Here is a 25,514-nt window from a genome sequence, read left to right as displayed (position 1 = left end):
AGAAATTAAAATCATGAAACGTCTCATTCACATATCCCTGGCAATGGTTGTGCTGCTATTGACACAATCGTCCTGCGACAAAGACTGGCTGAAACCGGAACCATTGTCTTTTTTCAGTCCTGAAAATGTATTTACAGACAAAGCCGGTTTCGAATCTTTGCTCATCACCATGCGCAAGGATCTCAAAACAGAGAACACGGGCACAGCGTCCACATCCACGATCATGCCGAACCTGACCATGGAATTTGCAGCATCGGATCTGGCCTCGCCCTGGTCGCAGCTGGATTTTTATAATCTCACCCCGAACACCGACATGTATTACCGCTATCTGTCGATGTTTACCGTCATTTATTCATCTGTTAAAAATGCGAATGTGCTCATATCCAGGATCGACGACATTGAATGGAAGTCCGAGCAGGAGCGGAATGCGATATTGGCCGAGGCTTACTGGCACCGCGCTTACTGGTATTATCGTTTGGTGAATTCCTATGGAGATGTTCCTTTTATTAATGAGGAAATTCAGGGAGCCAAGCTCGATTTTCGCACGCATAGCCGCTGGGCGATCCTGTCCAAAATCCAGTCGGATACGGAATATGCGGCGGAATGGCTGCCCGTTGCTGCCAAGCCAGGTGTTATTACCAAAGGCGCTGCCCATCATTTACTGGCAAAAATTTATCTTGCCAACCTGGAATTTGATAAGGCCATTGAAGCTGCTACGAAAGTCATTAATGGCCCCTATGCCTTAATGAGCCAGCGTTTTGGCCTGGATGCGGACAAAGCTTACCGCAATCTGATCTGGGACTTGCACCGCTCCAAGAATTTCAGCATTGCACAGAATACGGAAACCATCCTCGCATCCATTGATCGCTATGAAGCGCCTCCGGGAGCCCGCTCGGAAGGACTTTACACGATGCGGATGTATAACTGCCAGTATTTTCAGCCACAGGTTCTGGACAGTCAGGGGAAGCCCGGCATGGTCAGGAGCGGGCCTATGCTGGATTCGCTGGGCATTGGCAACGCAAATGTGAGGCTCACGGGTTATTATCAATATGATATCTGGGCTTACAAAGGGCAAACCTGGAAAAACACTACGGATTTACGCAGAAGCGACATCAACTGGGTGGATAAACACGAGCTGCGCTACAACAATCCCGCTTCCGTCGATTATGGAAAAGTGATTAACACCGCATTCCTCGCTAATCCGATCGATACATTCAAGCACGTGTACGCGATGCCGCATTACATTATGTACAATCCCATGGACGATCCGCTCGCCCGCACTGTGGGCGGCAATGGGGACTGGTATATTTTCAGGTTAGCGGAAACTTATTTGCTGAGAGCCGAGGCATATTACTGGAAAAATCAGCATGCATTGGCAGCAGCAGACATTAACAAAGTCCGTGAAAGGGCCAAAGCATTGCCCGTTTCCGCTGGCGAAGTAACGATCGACTTCATCATGAACGAGCGCGCCCGCGAGCTGTTCGCCGAAGAGCCGCGCCATTCAGAACTGGTAAGAGTTTCCTATATTATGGCTAAATCCAACCTGGGAGGCTACAATCTGGCCGGTTTCAGCGAGAAAAACTTTTTCTACGACCGCGTCATGCGTTACAATAACACGTACGAGAAAAAGGTGCAATTGCTGGGTAACACCGCTAATATGGCCCCATTCCATGTCCTATGGCCCATTCCTTCCCTGGTTATTACAGCCAATACCAAGGGAGTGATCAATCAGAACGCAGGCTATGACGGAGCCGAGCGAAATGTGGAACCGCTGATGACGATTGAGTAGGGTGGCATAGTGCTTGCGCTGAGCGGAGCCGAAGCGCAAGCACGATGATCCCAACCAAGCACCTGTATCAAACATGAACCATGAAGCACGACCATCCAACCCAGCCACCGGAAAAAAGCCTTATTGGTGCATACGGAAACTACTTCGCCAATCTTGCAAAGAAGCCAGGAACATTATCCTTCCGGAATGCCGGTTGGGAAAACCTATCTGACTGGCAGACAAAAGCCAGGGCGAAAGCGGCTGAGTTGCTTTCTGCGCCGGGAACGGGGAAAATGCCGGTGGTGAAGTTGGAGAAAAAGTATGTTTACGATGGATTGGATATTGAGGAACTGTCCTGGCAATTGCCTTATGGGAAGCGTAGCAAGGCGGTTTTTTTGAAACCTCAGGGAAGCTCAAAGCCTTTGCCAGCCATTCTTGCGCTGCATGATCATGCGGGGAAAAAGTATTTTGGCTATCCGAAGTTGGTAAAGACTTCCGGCAAGCAACATCCGCTGATCGTAAAACACCAGGCTGCAGTTTACAGCGGTAACGCCTGGGCCAACGACATTGCCAGGCGCGGTTATGCTGTGCTGGTGCACGACACATTTGCTTTTGGGAGTCGGCGTGTATTTTATGGTGATATTGCTGGCTTGGACTACGGGCCGTTGAAAACGCAGGATAAATCGGACCAGAATCCGGATGAGGAAACGCACATTTTGACCTATAATGAATGGTCGAAAGAACATGAGCATGTAATGTCCAAATCCCTCTTTTGTGCAGGAACAACCTGGCCGGGCGTTTGTCTGGCTGAGGACCAGGCAGCATTGTCTATGTTAAGCGCCCGGAAAGATGTTGATAACGAGCGTATTGGATGTGCGGGACTGTCCGGGGGTGGTGTCCGGACTGTTTATCTGGCTGGTTTGGACGACCGTATCAAGTGTGCGGTTTGCGTTGGTTTTATGACCACATTCAATGACCTTGTGCTGAACCGGTCCTACAATCATACCTGGATGACCTTTGCGCCATTGCTTGCCAACTATATGGATTTTCCCGAAATACTAGGTCTGCGCGTTCCGTTGCCCACTTTGGTCCAGAACAATAACCAGGATGCCTTGTTTACATTGTCAGAAATGAAGCAGGCAGATGATATTTTAAAACAGATTTTCAAAAAGGCAGGCGCTGCGGAAAAGTATAAGGCAGGTTTTTACGATGGCCCGCACAAGTTCGATGCACAAATGCAGGCTGACGCATTTGACTGGTTCGATAAATGGTTGGCATAAAAACGATAAACGGTCGCAACACGAAATGCAAACGGTTGGAGGAAAACGCTGGACAGGTTAAATAGTCTTTTCACACGGTTTTGAAGTAGCATTAGGGAGGCAGGAAGTCAGTGAATTATTTTCGAGTAAATTATGAAAATAACCTGCTTAACAAAATAATAAACCTGTCCAAACTGTTGGATAAAGGCTGAATTGTTGCTGGCAAAGCACTAAACCAAAACCCGTGATGGAAAAAAAGAGTACAACAAGTGAAAAGTCAACCTCTTCCAGGAGAGACTTTGTTAAAGCTGCAGGTGTGACCGCGGCAGGTTTTATGATTGTCCCAAGGCACGTGCTGGGTGGAAAAGGCTTCACTGCACCCAGCGACAGGCTCACGGTTGCGGGTGTAGGAGTTGGCGGAAAAGGAACATCAGATCTTGCGAGCTTTGCAAAAAGCGGGAAGGCCGACATTGCTTATTTATGCGATGTAGACGACCGCCGTGCTGCTACAAGCATTGCCAATTATCCCAAAGCCAAGTATTACAAGGACTTCCGGGAAATGTTTGAAAAAGAATCCAAGAACTTTGACGCAGTTTCGGTTTCCACGCCCGACCATACGCACGCAGTTGTAGCCATGGCGGCCATGCAGCTGGGTAAGCACGTTTATGTGCAAAAACCGATGACACATGATATTTACGAGGCAAGAAAACTAACCGAAGCTGCTGCAAAATATAAAGTGGTGACCCAGATGGGAAACCAGGGCTCATCCGGCGACGGCGTAAGAACATTGCATGAATGGTACGACGCAGGCATCATTGGCGACGTCGACACGGTTTATATCTGGACCAACAGGCCGATATGGCCACAAGGCATTCCCTGGCCGTCCGAAAAACCACCGGTTCCCAAGGAACTTGATTGGGATCTCTGGCTGGGCACGGCACCAAAAAAAGACTATGTAGAAAACCTGATCCCCGGAAGCTGGAGAGGATGGTGGGATTACGGAACAGGCGCATTGGGCGACCTGGGCTGCCACTTGATGGAAGCTCCGTTCCGCGTGCTGGGATTGAAATATGCAACGGATATGCAGGCAAGTGTCGGCAGCGTTTTCACTGCTTTTGGCAAGAGAGGCATTTTCCCTGACAGTTGCCCGCCATCAAGCCACGCAACATTAACTTTCCCAAAAACAGCCAAAACAAAAGGCCCGGTAACCATGCACTGGATGGACGGCGGCATCAAGCCGGAGCGTCCGGAGGAACTTGGCCCGAATGAATTGTTCGGAGATGGCAACAGCGGTATTTTGTTTGTTGGCTCAAAAGGCAAAATGATGGCCAGCGAATATGCTGCTAACCCTCGTTTGCTGCCATTAACCAAAATGCAGGAAGTGAAAGTAAAACAAAAATTTGCCCGCGTACCAGGAAGCGCAGACGGTCACTACGCACAATGGGTGGAAGGCTGTATCGCCGGTTACGGTAAGATGGAGCTAAGCTCACCATTCGAACTGGCAGGTCCGCTAACCGAAGCAATCCTGGGTGCCAACCTCGCCATCCGCGGCGCAGATATGCCAAAGGCAAGAGAAGACGGAAAAGGTTTCACATATCCGGGAAGCAACATGAAAATGCTCTGGGACGCTCAAAACATGAAGGTTACCAACTTCGACGAAGTAAACCAGTTCGTCCGCCGGAATTACCGGGAAGGTTGGAGCTTGGGGGTTTAAGAATCTCATTAACTTTTAGCAAAAAAGCCGTGGCTAAGATCACGGCTTTTTTGTGCCCTAACTCTTCCTGCGATACAGATAGGGCGCCTTGTTAGCGGCGCCGGTGAATTTCTTTTCCAGGCGTTCCAACACATTCAGATCCAGGATCTTCTTTTGGAAATTGTTTCTGGCGAAAGGTTTGTCGTAAATGGTTTCGTAAAGTTCCTGCACATCTTTCATCGTAAATGTTTCGGGGAGCAGGTTGAATGCGATCAACTTTTCGTCCAGATGGAAGCGAAGCGTTTCAAGCGCTTTGGTGACGATTTCGTTGTGGTCGATGATCATTTCTGGCAGTTCTTTAATGTTATACCAATCAATCGACGAGTCAAGATCCGTTTTTTCAGGGACCACCTGGTTCAGGTCCACAAGCGCGTAGTAGCCGATTGAAACGAATCTTTTTGTAAACCAATTGAACTCCTTCCCATACTGCCCGTTTTCGCTCAGGAGTTGCGGATTAAGTTCAATAAGCTTAGTCATGAATTTCAAGCTGTTCCTGGCAGCTTTACCAAAAATGTGAAACTGGTCGAGGTAAATTTCCTTAATGCCGGTCCGCTGCTGAAGAATGCGGTTTGCTGCTGTATCAATGTCCTCGTCTTGCGAAACAAAACCACCTGGCAGGGCCCAGAAATCACCATTGAAATTGAGCTTAGGCACTAAAACTTTGAGTTGCTTATTGTGGTAACCGAATATCACACAGTCGATAGACAGCTGTTCAATATAATTTTGTTCACTTGGATTACGTATCATGTAGGTTTAGGGATGTAGTACAATACAAATGTAAAATAGAAAAATATTTATTGTCTAAATTTAAGACAATAAATAAATTAATCATAGCTTTGCTTCCACTCAATCAAATCTAAGATAACGGATGAAAGTAAAGTCTCTACTACTAAGCATGCTCGCTTTGAGTTTTTGCTTAACGTTTCAATCTGCTGACGCGCAAACCCCAAAGGTGAATGTGTTGGTTTTCAGTAAGACCGCTTCTTTCAGGCACGAGTCCATTGCTGCTGGAAAAACAGCATTGACCAAAATGGCTAAAGAGAAGGGTTTCGGTGTCAGCTTCACGGAAGATGCCAGCCAGTTTAATGAACCTAACCTGAAAAAATACAATACTGTCGTTTTTCTAAACACAACAGGCGATGTGCTGACCAATGAGCAGCAAGTTGCGTTTGAGCGATACATTCAGGCGGGCGGAGGTTACACGGGCATACATGCGGCCACTGATACGGAATATGACTGGCCTTGGTATGGACAACTTGCAGGTGCCTATTTCCTGGATCATCCCATGATACCCAGCAATGTGCAAAAAGGGAAATTCATCGTGACCGAAAAAAATCATTGGGCAACGCAAGGGATGCCGGATGAATTTGAAAGAACGGATGAGTTTTACAGCTTCAAAGACATTTCACCCAATATCAAAATTGTACTTAAAATTGATGAAAAGAGCTATACAGGCGGCAAAAACCCTGATTTTCACCCGATGGGATGGTATCAGGAGTTCGACGGCGGCCGCTCGTTTTACACGGCGATGGGACATACGGACGAGACATTCTCTGACCCTCTTTTCCTGAACCATCTGTATGCCGGGATTAAATATACAGCTGGCGGTGATTCACCGAAAACAGTGGATTTTTCCAAATCCCGACCTGAGGAGAACCGCTTTACAAAGGTAATCCTGGAAGAAAAGCTGGATGAACCGATGGAGCTGAGCGTGCTGGACAAAGACAGAATCCTGTTCATTCAGCGTAAAGGAGAAGTGCGGCTTTATAATGCCAAAACGAAAGAATTGAAGAACATTGCCAACATTCCGGTCAGTACGAAGTACAAAAATAAGGAAGGAAAGGAATCGACAGGCGAGGATGGGCTTCTGGGTTTGAACAAAGACCCGAACTTTGCTCAGAATCATTGGATTTACCTATATTATTCCATACCGGAAGCGCCTAAGAATGTGCTGGCAAGGTTTGAAATGAAGGGCGACCAGCTGGATCTTGCAACCAAAAAGGTGCTGCTGGAAGTGGAAACGCAACGTGAAGAATGCTGCCATACGGGTGGTTCAATTGCCTGGGACAAAGCAGGTAACCTGTATTTATCGACAGGGGATAACACTAACCCACACGGCTCGAATGGTTACAGCCCGAGTGATGAGCGCGAGGGAAGGTCAGCCTGGGATGCGCAGAAATCTTCTGCCAACACAAATGATCTTCGTGGCAAAATCATACGCATTAAGCCACAGCCGGACGGAACTTACACCATTCCGGAAGGCAATCTTTTTGCAAAAGGAACCCCGCAGACGCGTCCGGAAATTTTCACAATGGGTCACAGAAACCCATTCAGGATATCCGTGGACCAGAAAACGGGTTACGTATATTGGGGTGAGGTTGGCCCGGACGCAGCCAAGCCGGATTCCAGCAGAGGACCTGCCGGGCACGATGAAGTAGGACAGGCCCGTAAGGCGGGAAATTTTGGCTGGCCGCATTTTGTAGGAGACAATAAGGCATATAATAAGTTTGATTTTACGGCAAGCAAGTCTTTGGAAAAGTGGGACGTTGCTGCGCCTACCAATAATTCGCCGAGCAATACCGGCTTAAAAGTGCTTCCACCGGCTCAAAAGGCATTTATCTGGTATCCATATGGCGCCTCGAAGGAGTTTCCTTTAACGGGTAGCGGTGGCAGAAATGCAATGGCTGGGCCGGTTTTCTATTCGGATGGGTTCAAAAATGCAACTAATGCATTTCCGGCTTACTATAACGGCAAACTGCTTACTTACGACTGGATGCGCGGCTGGATTATGTCTGTGACGATGGATCAGGAAGGTAATTACGCTGCTATGGAGCGGTTTATGCCCAGCTACAAGTTCTCCAATCCGATGGATATGGAATTTGCGGAAAACGGCGATTTGTATATGTTGGAATACGGAACAGGCTGGTTTTCAGCGAATGATGATGCGCGCTTGATCCGCATTGAGTATAACGGTGGCAATCGCAAACCGCAGATCCAGATGGCTGCTAACAAAATGGGCGGCTCTGCACCGCTTGCTTTGAAACTGGATGCAAAAGGAACGGTTGATGCAGACAACGATATGCTGAATTATGCATGGAAAATCACTTCGAAAAATGGTTTCTCAAAGCAGATCAATACTCCGGAAGCAAATCTGACACTTACCAAGCTGGGTGTTTACAAAGCTACTTTGACCGTTAATGATGGTAAAGGCGGCGTCAACACGCAGTCGATGGAAATTACGGTTGGCAACGAGCCGCCGGTATTGAGCCTCGATATGCCCATGGGTAACAAGTCGTTTTATGCTGCCAACAAACCTTTCAATTATGATGTAAAAGTTTCTGACAAAGAAGACGGGACATTGGAAAAAGGCATTGAAGTAGACCGCCTTGCAGTGAACATTGATTACCTGGCCGAAGGTTTTGATAAGATCGCCATTGCGCAGGGACACCGTTCGGCAGATGCCAGCGCTGCATTTGCTCCTGGAAAAAAACTGATCGAAGCCAGTGATTGCAAAGCTTGCCACAGTGTGGATAAAAAATCGATTGGTCCTGCTTACCGCGAGGTTTCAGCCAAATACAAGGGCGACAATTCGGCCGTTGAGAAGCTGACTAAGAAAGTGATCGCCGGTGGGGGAGGTGTTTGGGGTGAAACGGCCATGGCTGCGCATCCCCAGCTTTCAGCAGCGGACGCTTCTGAAATGGTGAAATACATTCTGAATGTGACCAATGAAAAGCCGAAGGAGAAATCAATGCCGGCGAAAGGCAGCTATGTGGCCAAGGTTCCGGCGGGCGATAAAGGCAAGGGCGTATTCATTGTAAGGGCTGCCTATGAGGATAGTGGCGCAAGCGGCTTGCCATCATTGAAGTCGGAGAAGACGCTTGTGCTGAAAAATGCAAAAATGGATATGCACAATTTCGATGTGTATGAAGACATGATGAAGATATCAAATGGTGGTATGAACCTGGCTATAGCTTCGAAATCAGGATCTTATGTTGTGCTTAAACAAACAGATCTCAGCGGAATTTCGGAGGTGCAGTTGCAAGCCATCGCACCAAAGCCGCAGGTTAATGCTGCCGGTGGAAAAGTAGAGCTGCGGCTCGACAGCCCTACCGGCCCGGTAGTAGGAACGTCTGAATTCCTCGAACCGACCGAAAAAATGGATTTCAAACCAAACATCCTAAGTATTCCGATCAAACTGGCAGGGCAACCGGATGGCAAACTGCACGATGTTTACCTTGTATTTATCAATCCCAAAGCCGATGGACATTCGCTGATGGTTGTGCTTGGAGCGGAGTTTAAGCTTGCGGAAATAAGTAATTAAAGAAAATAACAGTCAGTCTATCAATTTTAATTAATCAGAACAATGAAAAGAACCTGTATCGCCTTCGTATTTTTATTTTTAGGATTTGCTATTAACGGATTTTCCCAAACCGCAGCAACGAACGACTTTTTCCTGGGTAAGTGGGAAGTTTTGGTTGTAGGCACTCCCGACGGAGATTCTAAACTGGTGACCGAATTAACCCGGAAAGACGGCAAACTGACCGGTGAACTGAAAGATCCTACAGGAAAAAATCCAAATGCTTTGCCAATCTCAAACATTATGGAAGAAGGAAACAAAATGACCATTTTCTTCGAAGCGCAAGGAACGGAAGTGTCTTTGGACCTGGCAAAAGTAGATGATGACCATTTGAAAGGCTCGGTAATGAACGGAATGTTTGATGCTACGGCGGTCCGGATTAAGGAGTAGGTTTGAGTTGATGGCTGAGTAAGTTAGTTTAGCCCGAAATGAGGTTTCATTCAAAATGTTTGAAACCTCATTTTGGGCTTTTTATTTTCCATGGATGATTGCTTTGCCTGGCAATGTTGCGAAGGGTTCATTCCGTTCATTGATCAAGAAAACCTTATATACGTAAAGTCCGGGCACAGGATTGGCGGGCAGCCAATACCATTCATTTGTAAGTGTTCCCGGTAAAACTGTGATGAGCTTATCTTCCACAACAATGCCCTGCTGATTGTAAATGACAGTCCGGATGGCCCGTAGATCCGCATTTTTTGCCACTTTAAGCTCGAAACGCAAATACACGGATGTTGGGTTAGGGCTTACTACGAGTTCGGTAGGCGGATTTTCATTATCAACCACTTCAAAAAGCATTCTATAAGGCTGTGCGGTTGCATTGCCGGCGCGGTCTTTGGCATTGACCAGGATTTCGTAAGTGCCTGCTTTAAGATCCGTTGCATAACTTAGCCGTAGTGATTTGGTGTCTTTGATCGTGATTTCAATGTCGTTTTCTCCATATGTGACTTTTTCAAAATCACAGTTATCATCCCCACAACGCTTTAAGAATATTTCAACCAGCGAAGTATCCGGCAAAAGCAGTCTGTCATCCGACAATAGCACCGTCACATTCGGATCCGCTGAAATAGTTTCCTTGTGTTGTAATAATCCGTCATTAAACTCCACTGTGAGCAGAGGCGGCACAATGTCCCTTGTATTCCCGGAGGAAAATGTGGTTTTTGTCTTGATAATATCCCAATCAATATCCAGTTCTGTAATGTTGTTACTTGTGTTTAGTTCCTCAATCAAATGATCAGGATCTACATGGACCTGGATTTTTTGGATATCTTTTGAATTAAGAAAAGTGACTTGTAATGTGTCTTGAGCAGGAAAAGATTTCAGCATTTGTGTTTTGACAACATTACCCTGCTTCCCAAAATACGTCACCTTAACCCGCACGTCTTGTCCGGCAACGAACCTGCCGTTATTATGCATTTCGACTTTAACTTTCAAAGAATCAGACGATTCAAGCGACTGGCTCACCGATTTTGAGTGTAATGAAATGCTTTCCTCCTGATCAACTGAATAATCAGGCCTGTCTACCGTGACGAGCCGCAATGCGGGATCACCCTGCAACAAAGACTGATGCACATTGGCAATGCTGTATTCATCCTTATCCTTGGTGACAATGTCACGGGCAACTGCCATCTGGATTTTTCCGATCGGCAAATGCACAGTGGCCGGGTCTGTGAACATATAGTGATACAACCTGCGCAGATATTTCGCAGAGGGGCCTACGTAGCTTTGAAAGGAATTAGCAATGATTGCGATAGCGCCGCGGTCAGCGGCCAGCAACCAGTCCAGTGAAAGGGTAATCCTGTCATCTGACTTAGGCGTTTTCGGGTTCTGGTTGGACCTTCCGGTAAATATATTTCCTACTCCGCAGCCATTGAAATACATCATCGGATACTTGCGCAGGTTATTGTAGTTGCGAGGCGCATCCGTAATGTAGCCGAAGTCCAAATCAGTGATGTAAGTCGACCCATGACCAAAAAAAGTGATCAGTCCCGCTCCCGCATTGACGTCTGCCGCTATGTTGACGGGTTCTGGCTCGGCCATTGCCTGTTGTTTTACATATTGTTTCACTTTACCACCCAGCTGTCCGTTTTGAACATCGGGTTCCAGGATACTTAGCAGTCCTTTTAATTGTGTGATCTCGCCGACGGTTTTGCCGCCATTCAGATGCAGGACATTCTTCCGCCAGGCGTAATCCGTGCTCTTACTTTCATACTGCTTTACCTTTTCCAGATAGTCGGTAACATGCCGGGGAATAAAAGCAGACAGCCTGCCGACCGGCATAGCAGGGACATCCTTGGCCGCTCCGGCAAGGCCTTCCACGAGCAGCACGTCAGAACCGGGATACCCGATCGTGGGCACTTCTCCCGGCAGCTCGCGCTTCATTTTCTCATTGTGCGTGATCGATTTCCCGATCAGGAACAAATATTTGTCCTTCCCACCCTTGGTAAGCATATAAGACATCATCTTCCTGATGGCAACCGGGCTGGGTTCGCCGTAATTGAACTGATTGTACACTTCCTGGATTTCCATAACCAAAGGTTTAAAGCTCCCTCCGGCCTGAGAAGCGCGGTAATCAGCGTATTGGTTTGCGCTTTCCAGTAAAGTGTCGGTGGTGATGATGATAAAGTTCGCTTCCTTAGGAGATAATGGTTTTAATTTAACAGCCTTTATTTTGGCCGCATCAACGTTAATAATCTCTTTTGAAGCAAGCAGAACCTGAGTTTTGCCTGCTTGCCGGGGCACCATTATGCCCTCTTTTTTGCCTGATATAATCACAGGTTTGTCCGGGTCTGAAATTTCCAGGAACATGAAATCTTGTGAAGCGCCTTTAATATTAACCCTGCTCCATGGATCCGGGGTAGGGACCAGCGTAAATTCCTTACTTGCCTGCTTATCGATTTGAAGTGACTGTTGGAAATTTAATGAGAAATAAGTGAGTGAAAACCGGTTCAATATATCCGCTTTGGTCGTTTTGAGCGAAATGATCCCTTTGCCTTCGGCATCGGTATCTCCGGGTTTTAAGTCGAACGAATACGCAGCCGGACTAAATCTTGAAATCGGCAGCACATTTACCAGTCGCAATGACTTTGGATTTTTACCAACATAAATTTCGATATGATGCTCCATGTTGCTTCTGCCGTGAATCAGCAGCTTGATATTAGGAAGTTGCGCATGGCTGGCCAGGTTCTTCAACTCAAAATTTCCCGTTATAGAACCAGCCCCGTCTCTATCCTGGATGCGACTGGTCTTGCTGGCGCCGTTCACAAAAAAACTATTCAGAAAGGGTGGTGTGCTCTCATATTTAAGCGTGCTCAATGTATAATCTTCCCGGTAAACCGTAGTTACCTTTTCCTGATGGAATGTGAGTTCAGGCAAACGCTGATCCACAGGCTGTTCGACCGATTTTGCTCTGTCACCCTGCGCATCTCCGACCGTTAAAAAATAGGCACCCTCGTCAGAATACAGGCTGAAATAGGGATTAACCCGGGAGTTCATGGGCCGGTATAACAGCGAATCGCTCGCTCCGTCATTGGGAAGCGCGTAAAACAGAACCTCCTTGTTATTGGCGCTTAAAATGGAAATTTGCTTTCCCCGTCTCCATAATTGCAATTTGTCAGGAGATCCGGTTGGAAAATCTTTCGGCAGGGAGGCTAGCGATATCCTGTGGATGCCTTTTTTTGCTATCCCGATTTTCACATACGGCTTTTGATAATGTATCCAACCATTTGCATACGGCGGCCCCCATTGCGCGCTGGCTGCGTGCTGCATAAGCAAAGCAACAATGGCTAGTGTCATTGTTTTGGCCAGGATTGAAATAGAATCTAGCATATGTGGTTTGGGAATGTGCAGGCCTGTTACCCTGCATTGCGCAAGAAAAAGCACTCGGTTCACTACGCAACTTTACATTGAGTAACCGTGCGGAATCAGTTATTCTGCGGCAAATAACAAAACGGCCCGCCGAGCATCAACTCGACGGGCCACTTCATATGTTAACTTCACAAGTGTTCAGCTCTCTATAATTCTAATATCTGAACACCGCCGCAACAGGCGATTCGGCGGGCATTTTATCCTCGTCCAGCACATACACTTCGCCACCGTTCTGAATCGTCTTAATCAAAGCTTCGTCCAGCAAGTCTTCCGAGTCGGCACTTTCTGAATCACCAAGTGTGAGCTCGTTCGAATTTTCATCAAATGTGCCCCAAATGTGATTTGCCTTTTTTACGAAAATGTGGGATATCCTGCCGTAATAAGCTGCGGGAATGATTTCGTTGGGAGACGATGAAGTGAGTTCCGTAGCCGACTGATTGGCGAAGATCGTCAGCGCTTTGTCCAATGGTTGCTCGAAATAAGGCAACATAATTTCCTTGGCCAATTTGTACAGTTCATTCTTATCGTCGTGCTCATGGCTGCCCGTTATGGATTCGCTGCATACATTATGGTAGTCACAAACGGATTTATAGATCGGGATCAGATATTCCACCCCGGCCAGGAGAAGCGGCACATTCTCGGTATGCAATATTTGTTTGTACAAAATATCATCTACATGCTCGAAATAGGTCGCAATGTTGGCTTTCTCGTCGGGATTGCCTCCGCCCATTCCGTGAAAATTGGCGCCACCTCCCGAGCTGTTTGCTACACGAACGGTGCTCGCATCTTTTTCGGAAATCCGTTTCACTTCCATCATTTCCTCTGGCAGGTCGGGCACATCGATATATTCCATTCCAAACGCATCCGCCCTGAACAACTTGCATTTCTGCTTGCTGATAACAAGCAGGAAGAAATGCTCTTTGCTGGCCATGATCGGGATTAACGGGGAGACGTAGAAGCTTTTTTCGCACATCAGCTCGTTTTCGGGAGCAACCGGCATTTTAATATACCTGAAATAACCCTCCGAAATGAAGACTGCGAGCCCTTCGTTCATGCCAGCCCAAAATGTGTCGTTTTGCAGCAGCTCATAACCTGGCGTCAGCATTTGTTCGATTACCGCCTGAGGAATTTCCCTATCAGCCAACCGTTTTGAAACATCCTGAAGAGCATTTTTGAAATTAATCAAATCCTTTTTCTCGTTCACTTCCACACCCGACTTATGGGTAGGAATGTACATGGTAACGCAGCAGGGCGCCTGGTAACTGGCTAGCTCAACAAACAACTCTTTATCAAGCACCTGCGGAAGCTCTTCGGGTTCGGTTTTATTCTCGTCATCTATCGAAAGCTCGGCTGTTTTATCACTTTCAGGCTTATTTTCCTTACCCTTAAAAGAATTTTCGCCTTTTGAGGTGTTCCTGTTCGGGTGCCGGATCGGCAGCGACGGATCCAGGGTCAGGTCGTCTTCGACATATTTATTATCCAATTCCAAAAATTCATCCAACTTCTCAGCTGGCGCATTGGAAATTCCTAATCCCTCCACTTTGTTAATGGTTGAAGGTTTTCCTTTGGGCGGATGAAATCCACCTGATTGATCTTTTCCCATAATTCAAACTGATTTTGATACTTACTGTTAGGCTGGCGATGCATTAAAAATTATGCCAACATCGACTCAGGCAAATGGTCGTTTAAATGTTGCCGCCCGGCTCTGTCAGGATTTTATCCTCCTGATTTTTGATTTTCGCCTTATCGCTTTTTGTTTTGTTCAGGGGCCGGTTGTAGGAAGTCCCGTCGCGCTTTCTAAACAGTCCGGGTGTGAATAAATCGTCCAATTTGACACTGCCATGCTCATCAGGGCTGGGCTTATTGTCAGCTGTGTGATCGTTCATGATTTCGCAATGTGGATGGGTGGTTGAAAAAATCCCGCGCTAGTAAATTTTCGTGCCAAGCTGGACGATGCCGATATGCGTTCCGTCCGCTCGCGATTCCTATCACCCTTGCAGTACGCCATAAAACCAAAAAAGCCCGGTTGTTAGACCAGGCTTTGTCGGGATGACAAGATTCGAACTTGCGACCCCTAGCACCCCATGCTAGTGCGCTACCGGGCTGCGCTACATCCCGAAATGAGACTGAGCTGACTCAGATCCCGAACTCTTTGGGGTTGCAAATCTAGGAATTTTTGGAATACTGCCTATTCCAATTTGAAAAAAATTGAAACAGGCAGTAAATCTTTTATTTGCTAAATGGTTTCGTTCTGCCAATTCGGGTTCACGACCTCTTGCTTCCCTTTTCTGAACCACTTATCCCGCACACGCTCGTTTACATAATACATGCACGGAACCATGATCAATGTAAGTATCGTCGAGAATGTTAGTCCGAAGATGATGGTCCAGGCGAGAATGTTCCAGAAAATGGAGCTCGGGCCGCCGATGATGAGGTGCGGTTCGAGGTTTCTGAACAGACCTACGAAATCGACTGTGATACCCAATGCAAGCGGAACAAGTCCAAGTACGGCGGCCGAGGCGGTCAGCAATACTGGTGTTAAACGGATCGCCCCGCCTTCGATAATGGCTTCGCGCATCGGGTAACCCCGCCCGCGGAGCTCTTCGATAAACTCAATGAGCAGGATCCCGTTTTTCACCACAATCCCGGCCAGTGCAATGATCCCCACACCGGACATGATCACAGAAAAATCCTTTTTGAAGATGATAAAGCCGAGCAATACACCGATCAGTGATAACAGGATAGTGAAGAAGATAATGAATGGCTTCACAACCGAGTTGAACTGCGTGGCGAGGATCAGGTAAATCAGCAGGATCGCGGCACCAAATGCGGTTCCGAGGAACGCCATGGATTCGTTTTGCTCTTCCTGTTCACCACCCATTTTGATAATATAACCATTCGGAACTTCCATATCCTCAATCAATGCCTGAATTTGTCCCACGATTTCGTTGGCATTGTAACCCGGCAAAACGTCCGAGCCTAATGTTACGATCCGGCTTTGGTCCTGGCGGTTGATCTGGCTGAATGTTGTGGAATAATGAATGTTAGCCACCGACGTGATTGGAACCTGGCGCAATGCACCGCCCATATTCATGTCGCGGTAAACCACGTTCAGACTCAAAAGCTTCTCAATTTGCTCGCGATCGTCTTTTTCAAGCCTTACCATGATCGGATATTCGTCCTTATCGTCGCGGAATTTGGAAACTTCCAGACCGAAAAGTGCGGTGCGGACGGCTAGGGCGATTTGCTGCGAACTAATGCCTTCGCGCTGAGCTTTTTCACGGTCAATGTCGATGACGATCTCTGGCTTGTTCGTTACCAAATCCGAACGCAGCTGGTCAATCCCTTCAATGCCCGATTGCTGTACTTTTTGCAAAACACTTTTTTCAAGTTTTTGAAGCACTTCAAAATCATCACCCGAAATCTCAATTGAAATAGGCTTACCCGTCGGTGGCCCAACAGCTTCGCGTTCTACTGAAATTTCCGCTCCCGGGATGCCTTTCACTGCTTCGCGAATCTTGCGTAAAATGGCTTCTGATGAACGTCCCCCGCGTTCTGTTCCATAAACAAATGCTACGGTAACTTTCGATTTGTGCGGGGTTGCGGCGCGGTCTGGGTTGTAAGGGTCACCGGCGTTTTTACCCACGTTGGCAATTACCGAGTTCACCATATCCATGGCTTTTTCTTTTTCCAAAACATCAAAAACCTTCTTTTCAATGATCTTGGTCACAGAATCCGTCACACGCGCATCAGTGCCTATTGGCATTTTATTGTACACATACACATAATCCGGGTCACCGCTTGGGAAGAAAAGTACTTTGGGCTGCACAATGCCGGTCAGGACAAATGTGAAGATCAAAAGTCCGAATACAACTGCAATCGCGACAACCGGTCTCCATCCGCGCAACAGCCAGTCGATCAGCTTACGATAGTTGTTTTTCAAAGCTGGTAATAAGCGGTCCTGGAATGGAACAAGGATTCTTGGTGTCAGAATATAATGATTGAAAATCCAAAGGATCAGGATAAATACGAAGAAGTTACCCACACCGCGGTCGATCAGATAACCGATTATCGCTGCCACTGCGAGGATAATTAATGGCCGACGGATTCCCTTGAAGCTGGTGTCGTGCGCTTCCTTCTCATCATCATGGCGGCCCATAAACGAAACGGCGAAAACGGGGTTCATTACATAAGCCACAAAAAGTGATGCTCCCAACGTGATAATGAGCGTCAGCGGCATGAATTTCATAAATTCCCCGACTATGCCCGTCCAGAAAAGCAGCGGGAAGAATGGCGCGATGGTCGTTAATGTTCCGGAAAGTACGGGAATAAACACTTCACCCGCCGCCGCTTTTACAGCCTGCTGGATTGTCCAGTCTTTATGGTTGTTGAACAAGCGGTGTGTGTTTTCAATAACCACGATCGCATCATCCACCACAAGCCCGATCCCTAGCAGGAAGGCGAAAAGAACGATGGTGTTCAATGTAAATTCTGTTCCTACCAGCGGCCCGATGATCGGCATCATTACGAATGCAACGAGCGCGGAAAGCGGTACGGAAAGTCCTACGAAAATTGCGTCACGGACACCCATGAAGAACATAAGCACCATTACCACGAAGATAAATCCAAGCACAACCGTGTTGATAAGGTCATGCAGATCAGCGCGCGTCTGGATGGATTGATCGGCTGTGATTTTTACATCTAAGCCCGGAGGAAAGCGGTTTTCTTTAAAGTCCGCAATTACATTCTCAATTTTGTCGGCAGCGTCCACGAGGTTTTCACCGGAACGTTTGATGACGTTCAATGTGATTACCGTTTTATTGGCCAAACGTGCAAAATCCTGCTGTTCTTCAAAGTTGTCGGAAACCTCAGCTACGTCGCCCAAGCGAACGGTTGCGCCGGTTGCGGTGCGGATGCGAATGTTCGCCATATCGGCAACATTGGTATACTCACCCTTTACACGAAGCGTCCTGCGCACACCTTGTACATTCAGTTCACCGCCCGAAACGTTGATATTTTCACTCTGAATGGCACTTTGCACGTCGAAGAATGTCAGACCGGATGATTTCATGCGGTCCAGGTTTACATTGATCTGAATTTCACGGTTCAATGCACCCAGAATATCCACACGCGTAATTTCCGGCAATGCTTCAATTCCGTCCTGCAAATCTTCTGCGTATTGCTTCAACTGTTTCAACGAGAAGTTACCCGCAATGTTCACGTTCATGATCGGGAACTCCGAGAAGTTCACATCCTGGGCCGTGGGGCCCGAATCCAGGTTTTGCGGCAAATCGGTTTTAGCCTTGTCAATCGCATCCCTGACTCGCTGCAATGCGACCTCCACGGCCACATCCGGCGTAAATTCTACCAGGATTACAGACACATCCTGCAATGCATTTGACTTGATCTTTTTAACACCATTCAGCGATTTCAGCTGCTTTTCGATGGGTTTGTTGATCGTGTTTTCAATATCCGCTGGCGCCGTTCCGAAGTAAATCGTGTTGATATAGATCTGCGGGATCTTGATATCCGGAAACTGCTCTTTGGGCAGGTTATTATAGACCATAAACCCGGCAAGCGTAATGATAAACGTAAAGATGTAAATCGTCGTCCGATTCTCTACGCACCAGTTGGTAAAGCCTAAGGTTTTATATTCTTCGAATTTCATAAATAGCTAATGTTGAATGAGATAAATAGCCCTTAATAGCTTATCGGCTGACCGTCGGAGACTTCCTGGTAACCCAATGTGATCAGCTGGTCGCCCGCGGTGAGGCCCGAAAGAATTTCAACTTTTCCGTTGTAGCTCAATCCCGTTTTCACCTCTTTTGCCTTGGCTACTTTCTTATTGCCCTCGGTTACAGCCACATATACAACATTTCCTTTTTCAGTGCTCTGAACATAATTCTGATCGATCGCCAGCGCGTTTTTGCTGATCGCATCATTGATCTGAACTTGTGCCATCATATTAGGCTTAATGTCCTTGCTCGTTGGCAGATTGGCTTCAATCGTGAATGTGCGCGACAATGGGTCCACAGCCGTGCTTACGAAAGTGATCCTGGCTTTATATTCCTTTTTCAAATCCGGAAATTTCACGATCACTTCATCGCCTTTTTTCACGCTGGCGGCGTAAGTGTCAGACACTTTTGCAATTACTTTCAGATTGCTCAGATTCACAATCCTAACCACACCTACGCCCGGAGAAGCCATTTCTCCCACTTTCACATTGACCATATCTACAACACCGGCCATTGGCGACACAATGTTGGTCTGCGATAATTGCGCATTCAAAGTGCTCATCTTTCTTTCCAGAGCCTCTTTGTTGTTTTTGGCTTGCAGATATTGAATCTCCGTTCCGATCTTCTGGTCCCAGAGGTTTTTTTGCTTTTCATAGATCGTGTTGGCAAGCGACATTTGCGTTTTCAGCTCCTCGATAGATTCCGTCAGAATGCTGTTGTCGATTTTACCAATAATGCCTCCGGCCTTCACGTAATCGCCTTCTTTTACATACATGGCCACCACAGCGCCGCCCGATTTTGGCGTAACCAACACATTGTTTTTAGCGTCCACAGTTCCCTGCAATTCTACGTAGTGACGGAATGTTTCAGCATTTAATGTGTCAATGCTAACGGGTTTTACTTTCGCTTCGGCGGCTTTGTTTGGATCCATTTTTGTGATCTCAATTTCAAGCGCTTTAATCTTTTTCTCGGTCTCTGCACGCTCCGCTTTCAGCTTGGCAAGCTCTTCTTTCTTGCCTGCCACGCCTTCTTTCTTTTCTCCTCCGCCGCATGCTGAAAGCAGGACGGTCATGGCTGTAATAATTAAAATATGTCGTTTCATGATGTAGGTAAATAGCAGTTTCAAGTTTTGTTTTCGTGTTAATGTGATGCTTATTTTTCAGTATAAAGTTCGCCTTTGGCTCTGCTCAGGTCCACTTTTGCGATCATCAGATCATACAATGCGGTGAAGTAATTGGTCTGCGCTTCTTTCAGGGAAGATTCCGCATTGATCACCTCAATGTTTGACCCAACGCCTTCTTTGTATTTGATTTTTGAAACCCTTACAATTTCCTCGGCCAGCGTCAGGTTGCGTTTCTGCGTTTCCAGGGTTGCAAATGCATTTTTAATGTTAATGCTCGCCTGGTTATTTTCCAGATCGATTGACTGTTTCAGCAGTGTCTGGCTGTTTTTGACCTTATCAATGGCGATCTTTTTCTGGTTGATCTGGTATCTTTTAGAAAAACCATCAAAAATCGGAATGTTCAGGTTCACGGTCAGCACCATGTTGTTGTACCAATTGTCGGTAAAAAGCTGCGAGAATTTATCATAACCGGCATTATATCCATATCCCACCGAAGCCGACAGGCTAGGCAGATATCCGCTCCTGACATTGCGAAGGTCCAGTCCGGCCAGTTTTTCCTGCGTGTTCAGCAATGAATATTCGATGCGGTTTTCATAATTAAGATCCGGGTTGCCAAGTTCTGCTCTCAGCGAATCCACATTAACCGCATTAATGTCGTCCGTCAGCTTAATCGGCTCATTAGCAGGCATTCCCATTTGGTATTTCAATAAAGCATAGCTAAGCTCGATCAGGTTCTGCACTTTCTGGCGCTCGGTTTGCAGGTTATTGATCTGCACTTCCAAACGGTTAACATCCAGAAGCTCCACAAATCCGCTGGCATTCATCGCTTTGGTCTCACGCATCAGTGAATCCACGCGCGAAATGTTCAGATCCAGGAGCTTGGCACGTTCCTCCGCAACTTGTGCGGAATAATAGGCCTTGGTAACCGACTCAGCCACTTGCACTTTCGAAGAAGTAGTCGATTTCTGCGCCAGCTCACGATAGGTTGCCGCGGCTTTTAGACCAATAAAATAAGAACCGTTGAAAATAAGCTGGTTCAGATTGGCAGAAGCCGAACCTTGCCACGGAATCCCGAACTCAACCGCAGCGGGAGGCGCGTCGGCAGGAGCTGTGGGATCAAACGCATTGGCAGGCAGGAAAAACCGGGGGATAATAATGTTGTTGGTCACCGAAACGGCCGCACTCAACTGAGGCAATCCCGCCGCCCTGATTTCACCAATTCTTGCTTCCGCAGAAAGGGCATCCAACTGTGCATTTTTAATGTTCAAATTATGCTTAACCGCATAATCGACGGCTTGTTCCAGGGAGAAATCCTGCGCGCGGAGCGGACCGAAGGCGAGTAAAATCGCCAGCAGCATCAGGCTGCGGCGTATTATTTGTTCATTTTTCATGGGTATTGATTTCAATTGCTGATCTGTCTTTTATGGTGTTGTAATATTCAAATCCTTTTTCTGATAAAATTCCTCTCAAAAAGTGGAGCAGGAACTGCATTTGGGTATGCATCATACTGAATTTTTTTTGTGGAAAAACGGTCGGGTCGAAAGCCAGCACAATCTGTTCTATGCGGAGCAACGCGAGAATATCCACGTCGATATCAGGGCGGTAAAGGCCCTGCTCAATGCCACTTACCAGGTTTTCGCGGATGTTTTTAAGCAGGAACTCATGCTTATACGTTTCAAACTGCTCCCAAGCCTTCGGGTAATATTTTTTCAGATCATATAATAAGGCCGGGTTCATTTCAGAAAGTGTGTTCTGCATTTGCGTCGATGAATGCATGATCTGCTCGATTGGATTGGCTGCTTTTTCTTCCAGTTTCTCAATCTCACACTTCTGATCCATGATTTCTTTCTGGATCACCAATGCCAGAATGGCCTCTTTGTCGGAATAATGCTGGTAAATGGTCCGTTTTGAAATCCCCAGATCTTTGGCAATATCATCCATGGTAACGCTCTTGATTCCATAGCGCCAGAACAGACTTAGGGCTGATTTTATAATTCGCTCTTTCACGAAAGCAAATTTGAAATATTAGCTCGAAATAAACTAAGAAAACTTTGAAAATGCTGAAAGTTTTCTGGTGTTCCCTATGTGCTTGCATTCAGACGGTTATAATAGCATACCAGCACTGAGAAGCTCAAAAGTAGGTCCGTATTGTCCGTTTGACCAATCAAAAACTTATTAAGCGGAAAATTTCAGGTATGAACTTGGCAAATACCCAGATAAAATGCGCCGGTGAGGGAATGATTTACATCTTGCTGATGTTTGGAAATGACACATATTCTGACCAATTTTCGGGTCTTTTGTCTTAGTTATTAACTTCCAATTCACTAATTGCTATCGCGACAAACAAATCAATGAAAAGCTACATTGACCTGATTCAGCAGACATTCGAGTTTCCTACAATGGAGTTCAATGTTGATAATAATGAGTTGCTGTTCAACAATGTACCACTGATGGATATCATCAAAGAACATGGTACGCCGTTAAAAATCAATTATTTGCCGAAAATAGGGGAGCATATCGAGAACGCAAACATGTTTTTTCGGAATGCTTTCAAAAGACATAATTACAAAGGAAGCTACACTTATTGTTATTGCACCAAATCTTCGCATTTCAGCTTCGTGCTGGAAGAGGCTTTGAAGCATAATATACATCTCGAAACTTCTTCGTCTTTTGATGTTCCCATTATCCGCGAATTGTATCGCCGGGGTAAGGTAACCAAAAACACTTACGTGCTTGCCAATGGTTACAAGCTGCCACGTTACACGCAGTATCTCAGCGAGTTGATCAACGAAGGGTTCAATGTTATCCCCATTTTGGATAACCTCAAAGAAATTGAATCATACGAACAGCAGGTTACAGCCGATACGGTCAATTTTGGGATGCGTATTGCAACGGATGAGGAGCCGAATTTTGCTTTTTATACGTCGCGTCTGGGGATCCGTTATAATGACGTGCAACAGCTTTATAAGGAGAAAATTGAACCGAATCCTCGGTTTAAGCTCAAAATGCTGCATTTCTTTATTAATACGGGGATTAAGGACAGTGCTTATTACTGGAGTGAATTAACCCGGTTTATGTTCAAATACTGCGAAATGCAGAAAATTTGTCCTGAACTGGATTCCATCGACATTGGTGGCGGCTTGCCAATTCAGACTTCTTTGCAGGCTGGCTACGATTATCAGCAGATGATCGACGAGATCATTGAGAACATTCAGTGGATCTGTAACAAGAACAATGTGCCTGTTCCACATATTTTTACGGAATTCGGCAGTTATACTGTGGGTGAAAGCGGCGCGGTGATTTATGAAATCATTGACAAGAAACTGCAAAATGATAAGGAGCTCTGGTATATGATCAACGGCTCGTTCATTACGCAGCTTCCCGATTCGTGGGGCATGAACCAGAAATACATCATGCTGCCGATCAATAACTGGGATAGTCCTTATCAAAAGGTCAATCTCGGTGGATTAACGTGTGATTCGCAGGATTTCTACAACAGCGAAATGCACAGCGCTGACTTGTATATGCCGATTTTTGAAGAAGATTCGGAAAAACAATACATCGGATTCTTCCATACCGGCGCTTACCAGGAATCTCTGGGAGGTTATGGCGGCATTCAGCATTGCCTGATCCCGGCCCCTAAACACGTTTTGGTGGATAAGGACGAAGATGGCAAGATTGTAACGCGCGTTTTTGCAGAAGAGCAGAACAGCGATTCGATGCTTAAAATTTTAGGCTTTAAAGAAGAATCGTTTGTGGTTCCTGAAAAGAATGTCGGAACGGAAATGCAGCCGATTGACGAAGAGGAAGAATTGGTCGAAACAAAAATCTGACCTTTGATATAAAGTTCTTTGAATGAGTTCGTTATTAGTCCAACTAAAACGCTCATTCAAAGAATTATTTTTTATATTTTTGCGGTGACAAAATTTTTACACGAACAGGAAAATGAAAAAGTTATTACTTCTCCTTACTATTTGCGGTTCGCTTGCATTTGCATCTTGCACCAAACATGCTTGCCCGGCTTACGGTTCTACGCAGAAAATTACGCAGTCGGTCGCAGCTGAAAGAGTCTAAATTTTACCTTCCAGGATTATTTTAGCTGCCTCAAATAAACTTACAGCAGCAAAATCGCCAGTTGAAGCTTCATTTTCGGGAACAATCTGAATTGTTCTCACACCCGCATTTTTCCCAGCCTCCATATCCCTGTCACGGTCCCCGATCATCCAGGACTGTGTTACGTCTATATTATATTTTGCAATCGCCTTTTCCAGCATAAGCGAGCCTGGTTTGCGGGAAAGCGAAACGCCTGAAACGCTCGGGTGATAAGGCGAGAAATAAAGGTCGTCCAATGCATTATCGGAGACTTTTTGCATCGCTTCGTGGATCGCATGAACATTAGTTGCCGTGTAAAGCCCTTTCGCAATCCCCGCCTGATTCGTCACCACAATGAGCAGAAATCCTGCTTTATTAAATGCTTTAAGCGCCTCCGGAACGCCTTCGGGAATCACCAGTTTTTCCAGTTCGTATAAATAATCCGGGCAATCCTCATTCAGCACTCCGTCGCGGTCGAGGAAGATGCATTTTGTTTTGGGTAAAGACATAAAAAGGAGTGACTAGGAAGAAAATTCTTTAACCGATTCGATGAAACAACGCACCTTATCAGGATCAGTGTCCGGATAAACCCCGTGGCCCAGGTTAGCGATATAGCGCTGTGTGCCAAATTGTTGCACCATATTTTTAACCTCTTTCCGGATCTGGTCATATGAAGCATACAGCACGCAGGGATCCAGATTTCCCTGCAACGTTTTATTAGGAATCAGCTCGCGCGACTCGGCAATGTCCATGTTCCAATCCAGGCCAACCACTGCGCAATTCAGCTCGCTAATCGCCTTCCGCGCGAAGAATGCGCCTTTGGCAAAAACTGTAACGGGCACTTCATCAATGGCGTCACAGATCTGCTTGATATAGGGCAAAGAAAATGTGTTGTATTGCTCAGGAGATAGGATTCCGGCCCATGAATCGAAGATCTGGACCAGGTTAGCGCCTGCTACAACCTGCGCTTTGAGGTAAGCAATGGTGCTATCCGTTATTTTTTGAAGTAATAAATGCGAGAATTCAGGATCCGCGTAAAGGTGTTTTTTAGCAACGGAGAATGTTTTGGAGCCTTTGCCTTCTGTCATGTAACAGAAAATCGTGAATGGCGCGCCCGCGAAACCGATCAGTGGAACACGTCCGTATAAGCCTTCTTTTGTAAGCTTAATCGCATCCAGCACATATTTCAAATCCGTTTCCGGCTCCGCAATGTGCAGTCTGTCAAGATCTTGAATCGTATGAACCGTTGCCGGGAAAATCGGCCCGCTTTTTTCTACCATTTCATAAGGCAGTCCCATCGCTTCGGGAATCACCAGAATGTCAGAAAAGATAATGGCTGCATCAACACCCAGCAAATCAACAGGTTGTAATGTAACCTCAGCCGCCATTTCCGGCGTTGTTGCCAACTTTATAAAACTTCCGGCCTTCTCGCGAACGGCCCTGTATTCAGCCAAAATCCGACCCGCCTGCCGCATCATCCAAACAGGCGTGCGTTCCGTTTTCTCCCCACGCGCCGCCCGAAGCAAAAGATCATTTTTCAATTCCATGCGGCAAAGTTAGGCA

General features: G+C 46.4%; 17 protein-coding genes and 1 tRNA gene. 7 read left to right on the top strand and 11 right to left on the bottom strand.

Going from position 1 to position 25,514, the window contains the following annotated elements:
- Positions 1-13: 13 nt before the first annotated feature.
- The 3 genes from LZG74_RS23710 (at position 14) to LZG74_RS23700 (ending at position 4,741) form a co-directional block, all read left to right on the top strand.
- Positions 14-1,789: a RagB/SusD family nutrient uptake outer membrane protein gene (locus LZG74_RS23710; protein ID WP_233798977.1), complete on the top strand. Its 1,776-nt coding sequence runs from the start codon at positions 14-16 to the stop codon at positions 1,787-1,789.
- Positions 1,790-1,869: 80 nt separating this feature from the next.
- Positions 1,870-3,048 carry a dienelactone hydrolase family protein gene (locus tag LZG74_RS23705; RefSeq protein ID WP_233798976.1) on the top strand — a complete coding sequence of 393 codons (1,179 nt, stop codon included), beginning with the start codon at positions 1,870-1,872 and terminating at the stop codon, positions 3,046-3,048.
- A gap of 226 nt (positions 3,049-3,274) precedes the next feature.
- Positions 3,275-4,741 carry a Gfo/Idh/MocA family protein gene (locus LZG74_RS23700; protein ID WP_026631804.1) on the top strand — a complete coding sequence of 489 codons (1,467 nt, stop codon included), beginning with the start codon at positions 3,275-3,277 and terminating at the stop codon, positions 4,739-4,741.
- A gap of 57 nt (positions 4,742-4,798) precedes the next feature.
- Here LZG74_RS23700 and LZG74_RS23695 read toward each other — a convergent pair whose 3' ends face one another.
- On the bottom strand, positions 4,799-5,527 hold the full coding sequence (locus LZG74_RS23695) for an NrtR DNA-binding winged helix domain-containing protein (protein ID WP_255699631.1): 729 nt from the start codon (positions 5,525-5,527) through the stop codon (positions 4,799-4,801).
- 148 nt (positions 5,528-5,675) lie between these two features.
- Between LZG74_RS23695 and LZG74_RS23690 the strand changes: the two genes are divergently transcribed.
- The gene (locus LZG74_RS23690; RefSeq protein WP_409014528.1) at positions 5,676-9,101 is read left to right on the top strand and encodes a ThuA domain-containing protein; all 3,426 of its coding nucleotides are present in this window, start codon (positions 5,676-5,678) and stop codon (positions 9,099-9,101) included.
- Between the two features lie 42 nt (positions 9,102-9,143).
- Positions 9,144-9,527, top strand: a complete 384-nt coding sequence (locus tag LZG74_RS23685) for a hypothetical protein (protein WP_233798974.1) — start codon at positions 9,144-9,146, stop codon at positions 9,525-9,527.
- Between the two features lie 81 nt (positions 9,528-9,608).
- Here LZG74_RS23685 and LZG74_RS23680 read toward each other — a convergent pair whose 3' ends face one another.
- The 8 genes from LZG74_RS23680 to LZG74_RS23645 all read right to left on the bottom strand — a co-directional run bounded on the left by LZG74_RS23680 (position 9,609) and on the right by LZG74_RS23645 (position 21,866).
- Positions 9,609-12,962, bottom strand: coding sequence for a C25 family cysteine peptidase (locus LZG74_RS23680; protein ID WP_233798973.1), 3,354 nt, complete (start codon positions 12,960-12,962; stop codon positions 9,609-9,611).
- Positions 12,963-13,155: 193 nt separating this feature from the next.
- Entirely contained in the window at positions 13,156-14,604 is a 1,449-nt protein-coding gene (locus LZG74_RS23675) for a hypothetical protein (RefSeq protein ID WP_233798972.1), read from the bottom strand.
- A gap of 82 nt (positions 14,605-14,686) precedes the next feature.
- Positions 14,687-14,887 (bottom strand): hypothetical protein, encoded by a 201-nt coding sequence (locus LZG74_RS23670; protein ID WP_233798971.1) that lies wholly within the window; start codon positions 14,885-14,887, stop codon positions 14,687-14,689.
- Positions 14,888-15,045: 158 nt separating this feature from the next.
- Positions 15,046-15,119: transfer RNA gene (locus LZG74_RS23665), tRNA-Pro, on the bottom strand.
- 118 nt (positions 15,120-15,237) lie between these two features.
- Positions 15,238-18,669 carry an efflux RND transporter permease subunit gene (locus tag LZG74_RS23660; RefSeq protein ID WP_233798970.1) on the bottom strand — a complete coding sequence of 1,144 codons (3,432 nt, stop codon included), beginning with the start codon at positions 18,667-18,669 and terminating at the stop codon, positions 15,238-15,240.
- A gap of 32 nt (positions 18,670-18,701) precedes the next feature.
- Positions 18,702-19,838 (bottom strand): efflux RND transporter periplasmic adaptor subunit, encoded by a 1,137-nt coding sequence (locus LZG74_RS23655; protein WP_233798969.1) that lies wholly within the window; start codon positions 19,836-19,838, stop codon positions 18,702-18,704.
- A 50-nt stretch (positions 19,839-19,888) separates the two neighbouring features.
- Positions 19,889-21,250: a TolC family protein gene (locus tag LZG74_RS23650; protein WP_233798968.1), complete on the bottom strand. Its 1,362-nt coding sequence runs from the start codon at positions 21,248-21,250 to the stop codon at positions 19,889-19,891.
- Complete coding sequence (locus LZG74_RS23645) at positions 21,240-21,866, bottom strand: TetR/AcrR family transcriptional regulator (RefSeq protein ID WP_233798967.1); 627 nt, start codon at positions 21,864-21,866, stop codon at positions 21,240-21,242. Before LZG74_RS23645 ends, LZG74_RS23650 begins: the two co-directional genes overlap by 11 nt.
- 344 nt (positions 21,867-22,210) lie before the next feature.
- Here LZG74_RS23645 and LZG74_RS23640 point away from each other — a divergent pair, with 344 nt between their 5' ends.
- A complete protein-coding gene (locus LZG74_RS23640; RefSeq protein WP_026631817.1) occupies positions 22,211-23,692 on the top strand; it encodes a decarboxylase in 1,482 nt (493 codons plus the stop codon).
- 112 nt (positions 23,693-23,804) lie between these two features.
- On the top strand, positions 23,805-23,933 hold the full coding sequence (locus tag LZG74_RS26315) for a hypothetical protein (protein ID WP_255699627.1): 129 nt from the start codon (positions 23,805-23,807) through the stop codon (positions 23,931-23,933).
- On the opposite strand, the gene LZG74_RS23635 is transcribed toward LZG74_RS26315, so the two are convergent.
- Together LZG74_RS23635 and hemE are read right to left on the bottom strand one after the other, a co-directional pair.
- Positions 23,930-24,460, bottom strand: coding sequence for an HAD-IIIA family hydrolase (locus LZG74_RS23635; RefSeq protein WP_233798966.1), 531 nt, complete (start codon positions 24,458-24,460; stop codon positions 23,930-23,932). The genes LZG74_RS26315 and LZG74_RS23635 overlap by 4 nt on opposite strands.
- Before the next feature lie 12 nt (positions 24,461-24,472).
- The gene (hemE, locus tag LZG74_RS23630; protein ID WP_233798965.1) at positions 24,473-25,498 is read right to left on the bottom strand and encodes a uroporphyrinogen decarboxylase; all 1,026 of its coding nucleotides are present in this window, start codon (positions 25,496-25,498) and stop codon (positions 24,473-24,475) included.
- Positions 25,499-25,514 lie beyond the last annotated feature (16 nt).

The sequence above is a fragment of the Dyadobacter sp. CY327 genome, from assembly GCF_021390415.1.
GTDB lineage: Bacteria > Bacteroidota > Bacteroidia > Cytophagales > Spirosomataceae > Dyadobacter > Dyadobacter chenhuakuii.
The sequence above is the reverse complement of the archived record's forward strand: the minus strand, read 5'-3'. Positions and strand labels throughout refer to the sequence as shown.